Origin of the sequence: Sulfuricystis multivorans (assembly GCF_003966565.1) — a bacterium.
Taxonomy (GTDB): domain Bacteria; phylum Pseudomonadota; class Gammaproteobacteria; order Burkholderiales; family Rhodocyclaceae; genus Sulfuricystis; species Sulfuricystis multivorans.
Genome location: NZ_AP018718.1, coordinates 1,847,395 through 1,865,494 on the forward strand (window position 1 = coordinate 1,847,395; position 18,100 = coordinate 1,865,494).

The 18,100-nt window shown below is 63.4% G+C and carries 18 protein-coding genes and 1 tRNA gene; all 19 read right to left on the minus strand.

Annotated elements, in window-relative coordinates:
* Positions 1–28: 28 nt before the first annotated feature.
* Positions 29–2,401 (minus strand): phenylalanine--tRNA ligase subunit beta, encoded by a 2,373-nt coding sequence (gene pheT / locus EL335_RS09300; protein ID WP_126446261.1) that lies wholly within the window; start codon positions 2,399–2,401, stop codon positions 29–31.
* A 3-nt stretch (positions 2,402–2,404) separates the two neighbouring features.
* A complete protein-coding gene (gene pheS / locus EL335_RS09305; RefSeq protein ID WP_126446263.1) occupies positions 2,405–3,451 on the minus strand; it encodes a phenylalanine--tRNA ligase subunit alpha in 1,047 nt (348 codons plus the stop codon).
* A gap of 64 nt (positions 3,452–3,515) precedes the next feature.
* Positions 3,516–3,875: a 50S ribosomal protein L20 gene (rplT, locus tag EL335_RS09310; protein WP_126446265.1), complete on the minus strand. Its 360-nt coding sequence runs from the start codon at positions 3,873–3,875 to the stop codon at positions 3,516–3,518.
* A gap of 12 nt (positions 3,876–3,887) precedes the next feature.
* Positions 3,888–4,085, minus strand: coding sequence for a 50S ribosomal protein L35 (gene rpmI / locus EL335_RS09315; RefSeq protein ID WP_126446267.1), 198 nt, complete (start codon positions 4,083–4,085; stop codon positions 3,888–3,890).
* Between the two features lie 169 nt (positions 4,086–4,254).
* Positions 4,255–4,818 carry a translation initiation factor IF-3 gene (gene infC, locus EL335_RS09320; RefSeq protein WP_126446269.1) on the minus strand — a complete coding sequence of 188 codons (564 nt, stop codon included), beginning with the start codon at positions 4,816–4,818 and terminating at the stop codon, positions 4,255–4,257.
* A gap of 28 nt (positions 4,819–4,846) precedes the next feature.
* The gene (gene thrS, locus EL335_RS09325) at positions 4,847–6,763 is read right to left on the minus strand and encodes a threonine--tRNA ligase (protein ID WP_126446270.1); all 1,917 of its coding nucleotides are present in this window, start codon (positions 6,761–6,763) and stop codon (positions 4,847–4,849) included.
* 61 nt (positions 6,764–6,824) lie between these two features.
* Positions 6,825–6,901: transfer RNA gene (locus EL335_RS09330), tRNA-Asp, on the minus strand.
* Between the two features lie 141 nt (positions 6,902–7,042).
* A complete protein-coding gene (locus EL335_RS09335; protein ID WP_126446273.1) occupies positions 7,043–7,579 on the minus strand; it encodes a response regulator transcription factor in 537 nt (178 codons plus the stop codon).
* Positions 7,576–8,811 carry an ATP-binding protein gene (locus EL335_RS09340; protein WP_126446275.1) on the minus strand — a complete coding sequence of 412 codons (1,236 nt, stop codon included), beginning with the start codon at positions 8,809–8,811 and terminating at the stop codon, positions 7,576–7,578. Before EL335_RS09340 ends, EL335_RS09335 begins: the two co-directional genes overlap by 4 nt.
* Positions 8,812–8,881: 70 nt before the next feature.
* Complete coding sequence (gene ahbB, locus EL335_RS09345; protein ID WP_126446277.1) at positions 8,882–9,358, minus strand: siroheme decarboxylase subunit beta; 477 nt, start codon at positions 9,356–9,358, stop codon at positions 8,882–8,884.
* Positions 9,348–9,818 carry an Lrp/AsnC family transcriptional regulator gene (locus EL335_RS09350; protein ID WP_126446279.1) on the minus strand — a complete coding sequence of 157 codons (471 nt, stop codon included), beginning with the start codon at positions 9,816–9,818 and terminating at the stop codon, positions 9,348–9,350. The genes ahbB (EL335_RS09345) and EL335_RS09350 overlap by 11 nt, the downstream gene beginning before the upstream one ends.
* Positions 9,802–10,791 (minus strand): siroheme decarboxylase subunit beta, encoded by a 990-nt coding sequence (gene ahbB, locus EL335_RS09355; protein ID WP_126446281.1) that lies wholly within the window; start codon positions 10,789–10,791, stop codon positions 9,802–9,804. The genes EL335_RS09350 and ahbB (EL335_RS09355) overlap by 17 nt, the downstream gene beginning before the upstream one ends.
* Entirely contained in the window at positions 10,791–11,945 is a 1,155-nt protein-coding gene (locus EL335_RS09360) for a cytochrome D1 domain-containing protein (protein WP_126446283.1), read from the minus strand. Before EL335_RS09360 ends, ahbB (EL335_RS09355) begins: the two co-directional genes overlap by 1 nt.
* Positions 11,942–12,265 carry a c-type cytochrome gene (locus tag EL335_RS09365; RefSeq protein WP_126446285.1) on the minus strand — a complete coding sequence of 108 codons (324 nt, stop codon included), beginning with the start codon at positions 12,263–12,265 and terminating at the stop codon, positions 11,942–11,944. The genes EL335_RS09360 and EL335_RS09365 overlap by 4 nt, the downstream gene beginning before the upstream one ends.
* Positions 12,266–12,274: 9 nt before the next feature.
* Positions 12,275–12,595 (minus strand): c-type cytochrome, encoded by a 321-nt coding sequence (locus tag EL335_RS14495; RefSeq protein ID WP_284155315.1) that lies wholly within the window; start codon positions 12,593–12,595, stop codon positions 12,275–12,277.
* A 199-nt stretch (positions 12,596–12,794) separates the two neighbouring features.
* Positions 12,795–14,525 carry a nitrite reductase gene (locus tag EL335_RS09375; RefSeq protein WP_126446287.1) on the minus strand — a complete coding sequence of 577 codons (1,731 nt, stop codon included), beginning with the start codon at positions 14,523–14,525 and terminating at the stop codon, positions 12,795–12,797.
* 155 nt (positions 14,526–14,680) lie between these two features.
* Positions 14,681–15,358: a c-type cytochrome gene (locus EL335_RS09380; RefSeq protein ID WP_126446289.1), complete on the minus strand. Its 678-nt coding sequence runs from the start codon at positions 15,356–15,358 to the stop codon at positions 14,681–14,683.
* Between the two features lie 5 nt (positions 15,359–15,363).
* Complete coding sequence (locus EL335_RS09385; RefSeq protein ID WP_126446291.1) at positions 15,364–16,929, minus strand: nitrite reductase; 1,566 nt, start codon at positions 16,927–16,929, stop codon at positions 15,364–15,366.
* A complete protein-coding gene (gene nirJ / locus EL335_RS09390) occupies positions 16,926–18,062 on the minus strand; it encodes a heme d1 biosynthesis radical SAM protein NirJ (RefSeq protein WP_126446293.1) in 1,137 nt (378 codons plus the stop codon). Before nirJ ends, EL335_RS09385 begins: the two co-directional genes overlap by 4 nt.
* Positions 18,063–18,100 lie beyond the last annotated feature (38 nt).

Sequence of the window (18,100 nt, forward strand, 5' to 3'; positions counted from 1 at the left end):
TTTCTCCCCTGATTCAAACAACGGCCTGCTAGCTGCGCAACACGGCACCGCAACGTTCCCGCGCTGCCGCCAGCAAGCGAGCGATGATCTCGTCTGCTTCGCCGTCGGACAGCGTCCGGCGAGTATCTTGCATCAAGATGCGGAAGGCAAGGCTCTTCATGTCTGCCGCGATGCCCTTGCCCTGATAGACATCGAACAGCTGGATTTCGCGCACGCTCTCAGAGGCTACGCTCCAGAGAGCATCGGTCAGCTTGGCGGCCTGGCAGTCTTGCGGCACGACCAGTGCGATGTCGCGCTGCACCGCTGGGTGGCGGGAAACCTCGGCGTAACTCGGCAGCGGCGCCTCCAGCAGCAGCGCGAGTTCGATTTCGCACAGTACCGGCGGGCGACCGAGTTCATAACGCTGCACCCAACGCGGATGGAGCTCGCCGAGGAAGCCGACTTCGCGGTCATCGAGCAGCACGCGGGCGCTGCGTCCCGGATGCAGCGCCGGGTGTTCGGCGCGGATGAATTGCAAGCGGCGTGGCGCACAGAGCGCTTCGAGGTCGCCTTTGACGTCATAGAAATCGACTTCTCTGCGCGGCGCACCCCATTGTTCGGGCAGCACCGGCCCGGCGGCGAGGAAGGCAAGGCGCAGCGGCTGACGATAGCCGGTCTCGGCCTGCGCATCGGCAAAGAAGACGCGGCCAAGTTCGAAGACGCGCACGCGCTCGATCTGGCGCTTGAGATTGCCGGCCAGCACACCGATGAGGCCGCCGATGAGGCTCGAGCGCATCACCCCCATCTGGCTGGCGATCGGGTTGGCGAGACGAAGCGGTGCGGCATTGCCGGCAAAATCGGCCTCCCATTCCGTCGGCACGAAGCTGTAAGTGACGACTTCGTGATAGCCGCGCTCGGCGAGCAGGCGGCGCACCTGCATCGGTGTGCGCTGTGTCTCCTGCCGCGGCAGCATCGCAAGGCGTGCGCGCGGCGACGCGGCCGGGATGTTGTCATAGCCGTGCAGGCGAGCGATCTCCTCGATCAAGTCTTCTTCGATCGCGATGTCGAAACGCCACGAAGGCGGCATGACGGTCAGCACTTCCCCGGCACGTTCGAAAGGAAAGCCCAAGCCGCGCATCAATACCTCGATTCGAGACTCGCCCAGGTCGATGCCGAGCAGTTTGGCGGCGCGCGGGATGCGCAGCCGCACGGGCGTACGGGCGGGCAGATGCTCGGCCGCGACGGCCTCGACGACGGGACCGGGATGTCCACCGCATATCGCGACGATCAGTTGTGTTGCCCGCTCGATCGCCTTGTGCTGCAGTTCGAAATCGACACCACGCTCGTAGCGGTAGGAGGCATCGGTGGAAAAGCCCAGTGCACGCGCCTTGCCGGCGATCGCGTCGGGCGCGAAGAAGGCGGATTCGAGGAACAGGTCGGTGGTCGTCTCATGGATGCCGGAATGCTCGCCCCCCATGATGCCGGCCAAGGCGAGCGCTTTCTCGTCGTCGGCGATCAGCGCCGTCTCCGTACTCGGTGTCACGGTTTGGCCATTGAGCAGCAGTAATTGCTCGCCGGGTCGCGGGTAGCGCACATGGATCGCGCCGGCGAGCTTGGCAGCGTCGAAGGCATGCAGCGGCTGGCCGAGTTCCAGCATCACGTAGTTGGTGATATCGACGAGTGCGGAAATCGAGCGCACGCCGCAACGTTCGAGGCGCTGCTTCATCCACGGAGGCGTCGGCGCCTTGGCATTCACGCCGCGCAAGATGCGCCCGCAATAGCGCGGGCAGGCAGCCGGCGCATCGAGCACGATGCGACGCACTTCCTCGTGCTCCGGTGCGATCGGCTCGCAAACGGGTAGCCGCAGCGGCGCACCGGTCAACGCCGCCACTTCGCGCGCGATGCCGGCGAGCGACAGACAGTCGGCGCGGTTGGGCGTGAGCTTCAGCGTGATCAAACTGTCGTCGAGGTTCAGATACTCGCGCAGATCCTCGCCGATCGGCGCATCCTCCGGCAGCACCATGAGGCCGCCGTGATCATCGGATAGCCCCAGCTCGCGTGCCGAGCAAAGCATGCCGGAACTCTCGACACCACGCACCTTGGCCTTTTTGATCTCGATGCCCGGCAGCTTGGCGCCAACCAGCGCACAGGGCACATTCATGCCGGCGGCCGCATTCGGCGCACCGCAGACGATCTGCAGCACGCCGTGTGCACCGGCATCGACGCGGCACAGTTTCAGTCGGTCGGCATCGGGGTGTTTTTCGGCGCTCAGGATGCGGGCGACGACGACCTGCGAAAACTCGGCGGCTTCGGGACGGCACTCCTCGACCTCCAGCCCGGCCATGGTCAGCAGATGGCACAACTCGGCGGTCGACAATGGCGGATCGACGAGGGAACGCAGCCAGGATTCGGGGAATTGCATGGCTTATTGGAATTGACTGAGGAAGCGCAAATCGCCGTCGAAGAACAGGCGCAGATCGTTGATGCCATAGCGCAGCATGGTCAGCCGGTCCGGGCCCATGCCGAAGGCAAAACCGGTGTATTTTTCTGGATCGATGTTGCCTGCGCGCAGCACGTTCGGATGCACCATGCCGCAACCGGCGATCTCGAGCCAGCGCCCTTCCAGCGCCCCGCCCATGAAGGCGACGTCGATCTCCGCCGATGGTTCGGTGAAGGGGAAGAAGGAAGGACGGAAACGCACTTTCAGATCGTCACTTTCGAAGAAGCGACGCAGGAAGTCGGCGACCACGCCCTTCAGATCGGCGAAGCTGACGTTCTCGCCCACCCACAGCCCCTCGACCTGGTGAAACATCGGTGAATGGGTGGCGTCGGAATCGACCCGATAGACCCGGCCTGGACAGATGACGCGGATTTCCGGCATGACATCGAGATACTTGTATTTCTCGACATGGGCGAGCATCGTGCGGATCTGCACTGGGCTGGTGTGGGTGCGCAGCAGCACGTCCTCGCGCACCCGGCCCTGTTCGTCGAGCAGGTAGAAGGTGTCGTGCATCGAGCGCGCCGGATGATTCTTGGGCGTATTCAGCGCCGTGAAATTGTGCCAGTCGGTTTCGATCTCCGGGCCATCGGACACCTCGAAGCCGATCGAGCGGAACAGCTCCTCGATGCGCTCGAGCGTGCGCATCACCGGATGCAGCGTGCCGCGCGCCTGGCCGCGCCCCGGCAGCGTGACATCCAGCGCGGTTGCTTTGAGCTGGGCATCGAGCTGGGCGTTCCTGAGCGCCTCGCGCCGGGCCGCCAGCGCGGCCTCGATCTGCGCCTTTGCCGCATTGATCGCCGCTCCGGCGTTTCGGCGCTCCTCGGGCGGCAGTTTGCCCAAGCCTTTGAGCAGCGCGGTCAGTGCGCCATCCTTGCCGAGGTAGGCAGCCTTGACGGCTTCGAGGCGCGAGGGCTCGGTGGCGGCCGCGAAGGCCGCCGTGGCTTGGGCGACGAGTTGTTCCAGATTTTCCATGCCGATCAGAAAAAAGGGAGGCCCCGTTGCAACCGAGGACCTCCCTTTTTCGTCCAGGTTGCGATCAGCCGCCGAGATGGGCCTTGGCCTGGTTCGCCAAAGCGGCGAAAGCCGGCTTGTCGAACACGGCCAGATCGGCGAGCATCTTGCGGTCGATGTCGATCGACGCCTTCTTGAGGCCGTTCATCAGTGTGCTGTACTTCATGCCCAGCTCGCGCGCCCCGGCATTGATCCGCGCGATCCACAGGGCACGAAACTGACGCTTTCTCTGGCGGCGGTCGCGATACTGGTACTGCCCCGCCTTCATCACCGCTTCTTTGGCGATGCGATAGACGTTTTTCCGCCGGCCGCGATAGCCCTTGGCAGCGTCGAGGATTTTCTTGTGGCGCGCACGCGCCGTCACACCGCGTTTGACTCGTGGCATGGTGTCGTCTCCTTAAGCGTTCGGCAACATGGCGCGGACGGCCTTGACGTCCGACTCGTGCACGGTCTGCATGCCGCGCAGCTGGCGCTTTACCTTGGTGGATTTCTTGGTGAGGATGTGGCGCTTGAACGCGCAGGCGCGCTTGATGCTGCCAGAGCCGCGCACCTTGAAGCGCTTGGCGGCTCCACTCTTCGTCTTCATCTTCGGCATCGAAGTTCTCCTTTCCAACGCCGCATCGCCGGCCTCGTTTCAGTGACGCCATAGACCGCGCAACTGTGTCCCTGGCCGGCAAGTAAGGCGTTCGTTTATTTCACGGCGCTGGGTGGCTCCCGACCCGGGAACGCTTCGACGACCCACGACCGCTTCTCAAACCATCGTGCTACTTCTGTGCAGGCGCTGCCGATGTCGCCTTGGCCGGCTTCGCCTGCTTTTTCGACGGCGCCAGCACCATGATCAGCTGGCGACCTTCCATCTTCGGAAACTGCTCCACCACGGCCCGATCGGCGAGTTCGCTACGGATGCGTTCCAGCACCCGCATGCCGATTTCCTGGTGGGCCATCTCCCGACCGCGAAAGCGCAAGGTGATCTTCGCCTTGTCGCCCTCGCCGAGAAACTTGACCACGTTGCGCATCTTGATCTGGTAGTCGTTCTCGTCAGTGCCGGGACGGAACTTGACTTCCTTGACCTCGACGATCTTCTGCTTTTTCTTGGCTTCAGCAGCGCGTTTCGCTTCCTGATACTTGAACTTGCCGAAATCCATCAGACGACACACCGGCGGAGTGGCCTGTGGTGCGATCTCGACCAGGTCGACCCCGGCGTCTTCCGCCATTTGCAGCGCCTGACGAACGGATACGATGCCGAGCTGCTCACCGTCGGCCCCGATCAAACGGATCTCGGGGGCTGTGATTTCTTCGTTGACGCGCTGCGTCTTTTCCTGGGCGATGGTGCAAGTCTCCTACAAAAATCGAAAATCAGGCCGCCTCGCCCTTGCTGCGGATTTCCCGCTGCAGACGGTCAATCAACCGATCGAGGGACATCTGCCCGAGATCCCGATTGCCTCGAGCACGCAAGGCGACCAACCCGGCAGCCTTTTCCTTGTCGCCGACGACGACGAGATACGGCCGCTTCAACAAACTATGTTCGCGGATTTTATAGTTGATTTTTTCACCGCGCAAATCGCATTCGACGCGCAAGCCCGCATCCCGCAGCTTTTGCGCCACATCGGCGGCGTAATCGGCCTGTCCTGCCGAAATGTTCATCACCACCGCCTGCACCGGCGATAGCCACAGCGGCAGCGCGCCGGCGTGATGCTCGATGAGGATGCCGGCAAAACGCTCCAGCGAGCCGAACAAGGCGCGGTGCAGCATCACCGGCCGGCGATGCGCGTTGTCGGCGGCCACGTAGTGGATATCGAAGCGCTCCGGCAGGTTCATGTCGACCTGCAGGGTACCGCACTGCCAGTCGCGGCCGATCGCATCGCGCAGCACGAATTCCAGCTTGGGCCCGTAAAACGCGCCTTCGCCGGGAAAGAGCTCATAGCGCATGCCCATGTGTTCGAGCGCATTCGCGAGCGCTGCCTCGAGCTTGTCCCAGGTCTCGTCCGAGCCGATGCGCTTCTCGGGACGGGTCGAGAGCTTGATGCGCACGTCGGTGAAGCCGAAGTCCTTGTAGATGTCGAGGATCAGCGCGACGACGTCCTTGCACTCCTCTTCCATCTGCTCTTCGGTGCAAAAGATGTGCGCGTCGTCCTGGGTGAAATGACGCACACGCAACAGGCCATGCAGCGCGCCGGAGGGTTCATATCGATGCACCTTGCCGAATTCGGCCATGCGTAGCGGCAAGTCGCGGTAGCTCTTCACGCCCTGCTTGAACAGCAGCATGCTGCCCGGGCAGTTCATCGGCTTCAGGGCAAACACGCGTTCGTCCTCGGTCTGCGTCGTGAACATGTGCTCGCGGTAATTGAACCAGTGGCCGGAGACCTCCCAGAGGCTGCGATCCATCACGTCGGGCGTATTCACCTCGACATAGCCGGCGGCTTCCTGGCGCGCGCGCATGTAACCGATCAGATCCTGGAACAGCCGCCAGCCATGCGGATGCCAGAACACCGCGCCCGGCGCTTCTTCCTGGAAGTGAAACAGGTCGAGCTGTTGGCCGAGCTTGCGATGGTCGCGCTTCTCGGCCTCTTCGAGCATCGTCAGATAGGCGTCCAGCTCCTGTTTCGTCGCCCAGGCCGTGCCATAGACGCGCTGCAGCTGCTCGTTCTTCGCGTCCCCCCGCCAATAGGCACCGGCCACCTTCATCAGTTTGAAGTGCTTGAGCTTGCCGGTCGAGGGCACGTGTGGGCCGCGGCACAGATCGACGAAATCACCCTCGCGGTAAAGAGAGACCTCCTCGCCTTGCGGAATCGCGGCGATCAGCTCGGCCTTGTAGTGCTCACCGATCGACTCGAAGAACTCGGCCGCCTTGTCGCGTGGCCAGACTTCGCGAGTCACCGGGTAGTCCTTCTTCGAAAGCTCCATCATGCGCTTTTCGATCGCGGCGAGGTCTTCGGGGGTGAGCGGCCGGCAGGCGAAGTCGTAGTAGAAGCCGTTTTCGATCACCGGACCGATCGTCACCTGGGCTTCGGGGATCAGCTCCTTCAGCGCATAGGCGAGCAGATGCGCGGTCGAGTGACGGATGATCTCGAGACCTTCGGGATCCTTGTCGGTGACGATCGCGAGCCTGGCGTCATGATCGATCCGATACGAGGTATCGACCAGCTTGCCATCGACCTTGCCGGCCAGCGCCGCCTTGGCCAGACCCGCACCGATCGACGCAGCCACCTCGGCCACCGTGGGCGGCTCAACGAAACTGCGTTGCGAACCATCGGGCAGGGTAATGACCGGCATGTGTGGGCTCCAGAAACGAGAAAGGGTGCCAGATCGCTCAGGCACCCCTGGGAACGTTCGTTGGCGGAGTGGACGGGACTCGAACCCGCGACCCCCGGCGTGACAGGCCGGTATTCTAACCGACTGAACTACCACTCCGCATCGGTTCTCGACGCATCGGCTCTCGATGGATCGAGTCGCGCATTCTAGCAAAATCTTTCGATTCGCCAAGCGTTTTTTCGCGCGCTCCCAAATCGGCGCGGGTGGGACGGCACCTCCCCCGCCGGTCCCGTCGCACGATCAGAGCCTCGCCGGCCGCTTGGCCAGCTTGCGCTGCAGGGTACGCCGATGCATCTTCAGGGCCCGCGCGGTGGCGGAGATGTTACCGTCATGCTCATGCAGCACGCGCTGGATGTGCTCCCATTCGAGCCGGCTGACCGAGAGCGGATCACTCGGCACCTCGGCCGCCGCGGCTGGCTCGCCCTCGGTCGCGGCGAATGCAGCGATGATCGCCTCGACCTCGACGGGCTTGGCGAAATATTGCACCGCACCGAGCTTGATGGCCTCGACCGCCGTGGCGATGCTCGCATAACCGGTCAGCACGACGATGCGACAGTGCGGCGCAATCTCGAGCAGCGGGCGAATCAGCTGCAGGCCAGAACTGCTGCCGAGGTTGAGGTCGAGTACCACGGCATCGAGTGGCGACTGCCGCGCCAGGATCAAGGCCGATTCGGCATCCGTCGCGCCCCTGGCTTCATAGCCGCGCCGCGTCAGGGCGCGCGTCAGCACGGCGTTGAAAGTGGTGTCATCATCGATGACCAGCACCGATTCACTCATGCAGTTTCTCCCAATGGCAGTTCGATGGTCGCCTGCCCACCCTCGCGATTTTCCAGCCGGAGCCGGCCGCCGCGACGCTCGACGGCGGCGCGCGTCAGCCACAGGCCGATGCCGCTGCCCTCGGCCACCGGCGCCAGTGGTTCGGCGCCGCAGCGGCGCAACACCTCGGACGGGAAGCCCGGGCCGCGATCCTGGACGGCGATGATCAGCCTCTGGTCATTCCAACCGAGCAGCACACGGATCTGCTGGGGCGCGATCTTCGCCGCATTGTTGAGCAGGTTGGTGATCGCCTGTTCGATCGCCGCCTCGGGCATCAGCCGTGGCGGCGTCCCGGGCGTCTCGATCTTTAGCGTGCAGACCGCGCTCGGCCACAGCGTGCGCCAGCGGGCGAGCAGATTCTCCAGCCAAACGTCCGCGGCCATGAGCTGCTGCGCGCGTTCGATGCCGGCCTTTTGGGTCAGCCCGCCGACGATCTCCTTGCAGATGCCGATCTGCCGGCGCAGCAGATCGAGATCGGCGCGCGCCTCCTCGGGCAGGCGGGGATCAGCGGCGAGCTCGCCGGCGAGCACGTTCATCGTCGCCAGCGGCGTGCCCAGCTCGTGAGCGGCACCGGCGGCCAGCTGGCCGAGCGCGACGACCTGCGCGTCACGCAGCGCCTCCTCACGCGCGGCCGCCAGTTCGAGATCGCGCTCGCGCAATGCCTGGGTCATCCGCGTGACGAACCAGACCAGCAATAGCACCGAGACGACGAAGGTCAGCCACATGCCGGAAAGGTGCAGGCGTGTCGCGCGTGCGACATCGGCTACCGGCAGCGGCAGCGAATAGAGCATCAACAGTGAATAGATGCCGATCGCCAGCGTGGCCAGCCCGACCGCCCAGCGTGCCGGCAAGGCGAACGCCGCGACCGCCACCGGCAAGAGGAGCAGCGAGATCAGCGGATTGGTCGCCCCGCCGGTGAGATAAAGCATCACGCCCATCGCGACGAGATCCACCGCGAGCTGCCCGGCGAGATCCAGCGGGCGGAAGTCCTCTTCGCCGCCCCAGACCTGGATGACCAGATTGAAGACCGCCAGGAGGGCCAGCAAGGACAGCAGGGGCGACAACGGCAGCGCGATGTCGAGTAAGGTCGGCCCCGCCAGCACCGCCAGGGTGAGCGCACCGATCAGCCACCAGCGCAGCAGCGCCAGCCGGCGGCGGATCGTCGTCAGACGCTGGATTTCATGGTTCTGCATGGACGAATTATCCGCCAGGATGCGGAAAGGCTCGCGTCCCTGGGCTGCGACATTCGGTCGCAGCAGCCGCTCACTCGGCGAGACGGAGGCCGGTCTTCTTTAGGATGCGGCTGCTGAACAGCACATCGTGTGCGCGACAGGCCGAGCCGAGCAGCGCGGCGATGCGTTCGACCTGCGCCAGCGCGGCTTCTCGACTTTTGGCGTGCACCATCGCGAACAGGTTGTAAGGCCAGTCGGGCAGATGGCGCGGTCGCCGATAGCAGTGGCTGACGAACGGCAGTGCGCCGACCTGTCTGCCGAGCCGGTCGACGTCGGCATCGTCGACATCCCAGACCGTCATGCCATTGAAGCGATAGCCGAGCGCGTAATGGTTCGGCACCGCGCCGATGCGGCGGATCGCGCCTGTAGCCAGCATCGCCGCCAGACGCGCCTTGACCTCCTGCGGCGCAATGCCGAGCATGTCGGCGAGCGCCTGCCAGGGCCGCGGCACCAGCGGCAGGCCGGCCTGAGTCGCGAGGATCAGGCGACGGTCGGTCTCATCCGGCATCGAGCTTCAGCTCCACGAAATATTCGCGCTCCTTCGGGAAGGCGAATACGGTCAGACCGGTGTCGGACTCGATCTTCTCGATCGCCGCAGCGATTCCCTCCGGCGTTTCGGTGGCCAGTACGAACCACATGTTGAACGCATGTTCGCGGCGATAATTGTGCGCCACCTCGGGCAGCGCATTCACCGCGGCGGCGACCTCGTCGAAACGCTCTTCCGGCACTTTCAGCGCGGCGAGCACGAAGGCGCCGCCGAGCTTTTCGATCTGATAGAGCGGGCCGAAACGGGTGAGCACCCTGCGCTCGAGCAGCGCGGCAAGCCGCGCGATGACTTCGCTCTCGGAAAGTCCCAAGGATTCGCCCACTGCGCGGTAGGGCTCATCGCACAGCGGAAAGCCGCCTTGCAGCGCATTGATCAGCGCCCGGTCGGTCGCGTCGAGCGCGATGTCATCCCGCTGCGGCATCGAAATATCTCGCGCCGCACTGCTTGAAGCGCCGCCGGGAAAACAGCGCCTGGGCTGGATGAGCGGCGATCGCGCGCAGGCGTTCGATCACCTGCTCGACCTCGCCGCGCGAGCGGCCATGCACCATGCAATAGAGATTGGCGGACCATTCGGGCAGATGGCGCGCGCGCCGGTAGCACAGCGTCACCTCCGGCTCGCGTGCCAGACGCCTGCCGATCTCGGCGACTCGATCGTCCGGCACGTCGAACACCACCATCGCGTTGGCCGTGAAACCCAGCTCGTGATGGCGCACGACGATGCCGAAGCGCTTGATGCAGCCAGCTTCCAGCCATTGGTCGAGCCGTTCGATCAGCGCCGATTCCGTGATCCCGATCTTGGCGGCAAGCTCCGCGAAGGGATGCGGCACGAGCGGCAGCCCCGGCTGCAGCGCGGCGATCAGCCGGCGATCGAGCGCGGAGGTCTCGACCGGGAGACAAGGCCGCGCCGGCGACCGCGGTCTCTTGCCGCCGTGCAGCAGATCGAAGCCGAGATCGATGTGGTATTCCTCGACGAGCGGCAGCGCGATCGGCTCCAACCCCGTCTCGGCGTGAATCTCGGTCAGCAAGGCTTCGAGCGCAGGGGCGTCGGCCGCCGTGGCGACGAACCAGAGGTTGAAGCGGTGCTCGCGCTCGTAGTTGTGATTCACGCCGGGATGAGCATTGACCAGCGCAGCGACGGCATCGAGCCGTTCGGGCGGCACCGCCAGCGCAGCGAGCGTGCTGGCGCCCACGCTGCGTGGCGCGAACACCGCGCCGATGCGGCTGATCGCGCCGGTTTCCTGCAAGCGGCGGCAAGCGGCGAGCACCGTCGCCTCGTCGCTGTCGAGCCGGCGCGCGAGCGCGGAAAACGGCGCCGGCACGAGCGGGAAATCGTGCTGGAAGTCGTTGAGCAGACGGATCTCGAGCTGCTGCTGGGCGGGCGAGGGCGCGTTCATCAGAATCCCATCCTCGCCGCACGGCTGGTGAAGAAAATGCCCGACGGGCTCTTCGCCGGCAGTTCCGCCAACCGCTCGAAATGCTGCGTGTCGAAAACGATCACGCGATGATCATCGCGCGCCGACAGCCAAACGGCTTCGCCGCGCGGCGTGAATTCCATGTGCAGGATCGCCCTGCCCGGTTGCAGGGTTGCCACCACCTTGCCGGACAGGGTATCGATCACCTGCACCCAGCCATTGTCGGGGTGGGCGAAATTCACCCAGATCTGCCGGCCATCGGGGCGCGCCATCACGAACACCGGCTGGCTTTTCACCGCGATGCGCCCGACCTCGCGCCAGTCGCGCCGGTCGACGACCAGCACCTCGTGGCGGCCGATCGCCGGCAGATAGACATAATCGCCCGCCACGGCCCAACCCCGCAGGTGCGGCATCTTGAACACCGGCAGCTTCTGCTCGCCCTTGCCGTAGTTTTCGAGGATCTTGCGCGTGCCCAGATCCATCCGCCAGGTGTCGAGCAGCGCGACGCCATCCTCGCCGAACAGCCCGGCGAGATAGTAGCGGCCATCCGGCGTCACCAGACCGTCGTAGGGTTGCCGACCGGCCGGGAATTTCTGCGTTTTCGGCGCACGCGGATCGGCGAGATCGGTGACCCAGATCTCGCCCTTGTCGAACAGCGCATAGGCGAATTTCTGCCCGGGCAGATCCACCAAGCCCACGACCTTCGAGCCCGCCGGGACTTCGGAGAGCAGCTCGAGTGTTTCGGCATCGAAGACCTTGATGCCGCCCGGCTCGTAATTCTGCGCGACGACCAGACGCCCATCCTGGGAAATCGCACCGCCGATGCTGTTGCCCGCCTGCATCACGCGCTTGACGATCTTCTGCTCGAGCAGATCGACTCTGCTGAGCCCGCCATCGCGGCCGAAGACATAGGCATAGCGGCCGTCGCGCGAGAACACCGTCGAGGCATGCGACAGATCGCCCAAGCCCTCGATGCGGCCCAACGCGCGCTTGTGCGTCGTCTCGACCACCACGACACTGCCGCTGGCGCGCTCGATGATGAGACCCAAATCGCCGCTGCCGCGCAACGCCGACGGCGGCGTCTGTGCGCAGGCCGCCAGGAAGATGCAGCAGAGGGTGAGCAACCAGCGCCTCATGGCTGCGCCTCCTCGGGAAAGCCGGCGAGCAGCTGCTCGGCGATCCAGCGCGCCTGGGCTTCGGAAAGCAGCGATTTCCACGGCGGCATCGCCGTGCCTTCCTTGCCGTGGAGGATGATCACAGTGAGCGCCTCGGGCGAAAAGCCGGAAAGCGCCTCGCGGGTGAGCGGTTTGCCCAACCCCCCTTTGAGCGTCATGCCGTGGCAGGCGCCGCAATCCTGGCGCACCAGACGAATCATCTCCGACGACACGGGTTCCGCGCTGCCGGCAAACGCCCAGGCGGGGAACCACAGGGCGAGGAGCAGGACAGGGATGCGCATCGCGTCTGCCTACTGCTGGCCACCGAGATAGACGGCGACGGCGTGCATTTCGAGCTCGGTGAGCTTGCTGGCGATGCTGTGCATCACGGCATTGTCGTTGGTGCGCTCGCGCTTGCCGAAGTCCTTGAGCTGAGTGACCAGATAGTTCGGATACTGCGCAGTCAGGCGTGGGTAGATCGCGTTGGCACTCTCTTTCTCGACACCGTGACAGGGGGCGCAGCGCATCTCGATCTCTTGGCGCGTCGCCGGGGAAAGTTTCTCCAAAATCAAGTCTTCCCCGCTAGAACAGAAACCGGCACCAGACAAACGCACCGGCAAGAAGGGAAACATACACATTTCTCATCATCTTCGTCGCTAAGCGGAACAGCATCGACACTGCCAGAACGGCATTGCCGATATGTTACCGCTTTGCCGCTTTCGGCTCGCCGGATCGGCGGATGGCAAGATTCTGGATGGTTGCAAGTCCAGCCATGCCACCCGCCAGAGGCAACGCGGCAAATGTTTCCCGTTGCCGCGTTGCGAACGATGCTCAATAGATGTCGTGCTGCGTGTTGTTGACGTTGAACTTGCCGGTCGGCGTGATCAGCTGCGGATCCTTGATCACCGTCTTCAGCTTACGCGTCTTGTCATCGACCACGACGACCGCCGACTGCTTGTTTTTAGCGCTCCAGACGGAGAACCAGACTTCGTCGCCGGCGGCATTGTACTCCGGCTCAACGACGCGCTTGGCGCCATCATCGCTGAGTCCTGCCCATTCCGCGATCGGCAGCGTCTCGCAGCCCTTGTCGAGATTGCCGATATCGAACACGCAGATGGACTGACTGACCTTCGGATCCGGGTTGAGCGGCGCATCGACCCACAGGTTGCGGGACTTCGGATTGGTCTTGATGAACAACGAACCGCCGCCGTTGTGTTTCAACGTGCGCACCACCTTCCAGGCGTATTCCTTGTGCTTCACCGGGTCGGTGCCGATCACCGAGATGGTCTCGTCGCCCAGGTGAGTGGTCGCCCAGACCGGACCATACTTCGGATCGATGAAGTTCGCGCCGCGACCAGGATGTGGCGTCTTGCCGACCTCGATCAGCTTGACGAGCTTATCCTCCTTGGTATCGATCACCGCGATCTTGTTGGAGGCATTGGCCGCATCCATGAAGTAACGATGGGTCGACTCATAACCGCCGTCATGGAGGAACTTCGCCGCATCGATGGCGGTGACCCTCAGGTTGTTCAGGTCGGTGTAATTGACCATCAGCACCTTACCGGTTTCCTTGGCATTGACGACGAATTCGGGATGGAAGTGCGAGGCGACGATGGCAGCGACGCGGGGTTCGGGGTGGTATTCGCCATCGACCGTCATGCCGCGCGTGCTGACGATCTTGAGGGGCTTGAGCGTGTCGCCTTCCATGATCACGTATTGCGGCGGCCAGTAGGAACCAGCGATCGCATACTTGTCCTCGTAGCCCTTGTATTTCGAAGTCTCGACAGAACGCGCCTCGAGGCCGATCTTGAGTTCGGCGACATTGTCGGGCTTCTCCATCCACAGATCGATCAGGTTCAGCTTGGCATCGCGGCCGATGACATAGAGGTAGCGGCCGGAGGCCGACAGACGTGAGATATGCACCGCATAGCCGGTCTTGACGATGTTGATGATCTTCTTGGTGTCGCCATCGATCAATGCCACCTCGCCGGCGTCGCGCAACGTCACCGAGAACAGGTTCGACAGATTGTAGTTGTTCATCTTCTTCTTCGGCCGCTGCTCGGGCGGCACGATGACCTTCCAGCTTGCCATCATTTCCTTCATGCCGAACTCTGGCGGTGCGGGCGGCGTCTGCTGAACGTAGCGCACCATGATGTCGACTTCCTCGGGCGTCAGCTCGCCAGAGGTTCCCCAGTTCGGCATGCCCGCAGGCGATCCGTAGGTGATGAAGGTCTTTAGATACTCGCTACCGCGGTTGATCGTGATGTCCGGCGTCAGTGGCTTGCCGGTGGCCCCCTTGCGCAGCACCCCGTGACAGCCGGCACAGCGCTGGAAGAAGATCTGCTTGCCCTTCTCGAACTCCGCCTTGGTCATCGGTGGCGCTTTCGGGTTGATGTCGTGGTACATCTCGACGCCGGCGAGCGGTGAGCCGCCGGTCTGATATTGCGCCTCGGCCGCGGTAACCCCCTTGTGACCTTCCTCGGCGGCCGCCTGACCGAATGCGGCAGCCATCGCCATTGGCAGAACCCCCAGCGCGAAGTGCTTGAATTTGAACTGCTTCATCTGAATCCTCCCGGGACAAGTGAATGAACATAGGCGCACCCATCGCCTACATTGATAAGCATCCTCTCGAACGCACGTCCTTACCTTGACAAGGGTCAATTTCCTGCAAAATGATCGTGCCGCTGTTCATTGTCCGTCGGAAAACGTCGGGCATGTCATTGCGACCAGCGTTCGACATCCTTCTGGCTGGCGTAGAACTGCGCCACGGCATCGATGTCTTCCGGCGCGAGGGCTTCCAGCTTCTGAGCCTTGCGTTTCGACATCCCACGCACCCCACGCTTGAAATTTTGCAGCTCGAGTTTCAGATACTCGGGCCACTGCCCGGCGATCATGGGTAACGGTATGGTTTTCTCCGCACCATAGTCCTGATGGCACCGTAAGCACTCGCGGTCGAATTCCCGGGATTGATGAATCTGTCGCCACAGCGCCCCCTTGTCGAGATGGCAAGTTCGGCACAGCTTGTAAAAGACGCTCGCCCCGCGTTTCACCAACGCACTGTCGAGCGGGCCGTTTTGCGGCATCGGCCGCAGACGGGCAAAGAATTCCGCCATGGTTTCGATCTGGATATCCGAATAAGCGCGAGCCAGGCGCGCCATGATCGTCGCGCGCCCATCGCGCTTGAAGCGCTGCATGGAGGCGACGAAGTAATCTTTCGGCATACCGGCGAGACTCGGAATGCTCGGCCCGGCACTGCTGCCGAGTGTGCCGTGACAACCGCCGCACGGAATGGAAAGCATCACGGCGTTGGGCACAGCGGCCTTGGCGGCACCGATCAACGACACGAGCAACAGCGACGTGCCAAGCCAGAAACGTGCCCATCGCAGATCGGCCATCGTCATCAATGTGATGTGCCCTCCGAACGGCTGATCTTGTTGAAGAGGTTGTACTTGCCGACCGGCTTGTCCATCGGGATGCGCTTGATCTCCTTGAAGGTCTGCGCGTCGAAGACGATGATGGCGCCGCCATCCGCTTTGCGTTCCATCAGGCTCGCCAGCGCATACCTTCCGTAACGGTCGAACTCGATGTGCGCCAAGGTCCTACCCGGATCGGTGTTCACCTGCGCAACGACCTCGAGCGAACCCTTGTCGATCACCGTCAGCGTATCCTTGTTTTTTTTGTCCATCATCGCGTCTGCCCAGGCATAGGGCGTGTTTTCGTGGCTGCGCAGGAAGAAGCCGGGGCCAGGGGTAGGGATCCGCTTCACCAACTTCCAAGTCTGCATGTCGATCACCGAGACCAGGTTTTCCTTGAGGTCAGGAGTCGCCATCACCGACCGCCCCTGCCACTGCCATGCGATGCCGGAACCGAGGTGCGGCATACCGGGCAGATCAAGGTCGGCGATTTTGCTATGGATATCGAGGTTGACCACCTGTGACTTGCCGCTGCGACTGGCCCCCATCACGTTCGCATAGGAAGCATCGAAAAAGAAGTCATCGAGCGGTGTTCCCAGCAGCGTCCGGCGCACGTTGAGAAAACCGGGTTTGGCAAGCCCTTCGGCCATCTTGTAGTCATGTACGTAACCATCGAAGATCAGCGGCGCCTGCGGATCGTAGGAAATTTCCCACAGTTCCGGGATGTCCTTCAACGCGGCGACGAAACTCTTACGCGGCGCGGCGTCGTAGACGGCGGAGACACGTGATTCGGCTTTACCGTCGAGTGTCACGGCCGGAAGCACCTTGATCAGGTTGAGATCGGCATCGAGCAGCACCAGCGTATGCGGCAGATAGTTTGCCACTGCCACGTATTTCCCGTCGCCGGAGACGGCGACGTTGCGCGTATTGAGGCCGGCGCGGATCTCGGTGACGGTCTCGAGGTTCCACAGATCGAACTTGCTGATCCAGCCATCGCGCGAGGCGAAGAACACATAACGGCCGTCTGGGGTGAATTTCGGCCCACCGTGCAGCGCATAGCGCGTCGGCACGCGCGCGATCGGTTCGAGCCGGTCGCCATCGAGCACCGTCACATGGTGATCGCCGGTCTCGACGACGATGAACAGGTTCATCATGTCCACGCCTTGGAAAACTGCGGCAGGATGGTCGGGCAAGCCGGTGCGATGCACGATGCGCGAGGCGCGAATCTGCGCTTCGCTCCAGCTGGGCGCAGGCTCGACCGGCGTGTAGATCCAATCGACCAGCGCGGCGATTTCGTCCTGGGTCAGTTTGTCGGCAAAGCCCTGCATCTGCGTCGCGGCGCGACCTTGCGTGATGGTTTTCACCGCGTCGGCCTTCCTCAATCGAGCCAGGCTTTCCGGCAGCAGCGCCGGGCCGGTGAGGCCGAGACGGTCGGGAGCGTGACAGGAAGCGCAGTGTTCCTGGAAGAGCGCTTGCGGCCCGGCCGCGAAACTCGGCGCAGGCAGCACGGCAGCGGCGAGTGCGATGCCGAATGCAAAGACGAACTTGTTCATGCGATTTCCTCATCGAGGAGATAACAGCCCGGATCTTCGGCCCATGGGTCACCCGTCAGCTGCTGGGCGCGCACGCGGGTGTTGCCGTTGCAGATGGAAAGATAGGCGCAGCCTGCGCAGCGCCCCTTCACCGGCCGCGGCCGCTGCTTGAGTCCTGCCATCAGCGGATCGGAAACGTCCTGCCAGATTTCCCCGAATGGCCTTTCACGCACATTGCCGAGCGTGTGATGCCACCACATCGTGTCCGGATGCACGTTGCCGAGATTGTCGATGTTGGCGACATGGACAGCGGAGGCATTGCCGCCCCATTGCTTCAATTTCGCTTCGATGTGTTTAGCCTTGTCAGGGAAACGGCGCCGCACCCAGTGGAGCAGATAAACGCCGTCGGCGTCGTTGTTGCCGCTAGTGAATTCCTTCTTCAGCCCCTTTTGCTGGTCGGCCCAGCAGGTGTCGAACAAGAGATCCATCGCTGCCCGCGTCATGCGGTGCTGCGCGTCGTCCTTGCGGTTCTTGTTGCCGCGCCCGGCGTAATTGAGGTGCGAAAAGTAGAAGCGGTCGATGCCCTCGTCGTCGATGAGCGCGAGCAATCCCGGCAGATCGGCGAAGTTGTCCTGGGTGAGGGTAAAGCGCACGCCGACCTTGAGCCCGGCGTCGCGGCACAGGCGGATCGCGGTGAGGGACTTGTCGAAGGCGCCGGCCATGCGACGGAAGCGATCATGGGTGTGCTTGAGCCCATCGAGACTGATGCCGACATAGTCGAAGCCGATCGGCACGATTTTTTCCATCATCGCCGCGTCGATCAGCGTGCCGTTCGACGACAGCGCGGTGAAGAAGCCCATCGCCTTGCACTGGCGCGCGATCGCGAAGAAATCCGGTCGCAGCAGCGGCTCGCCACCGGAGAGGATCAGCGCTGGCACCTTGAACGCCTTGAGGTCTTCTAGGACGCGGAAGACCTCGTCGGTCGCAAGCTCGCCGGCGAAATCCTTGTCGGCGGAAATCGAGTAGCAATGCTTACAGGTCAGGTTGCAGCGCCGGATCAGGTTCCAGATCACCACCGGGCCCGGCGGCGGGCGCACCGGCACAAGCGGGGTCGGCGCGGCGATTTCCTGCATGAACTGGGAGATGCGGAACATGCTCCTATTGGAGCGTAAACCGGCCGGGGCCGGCGTTG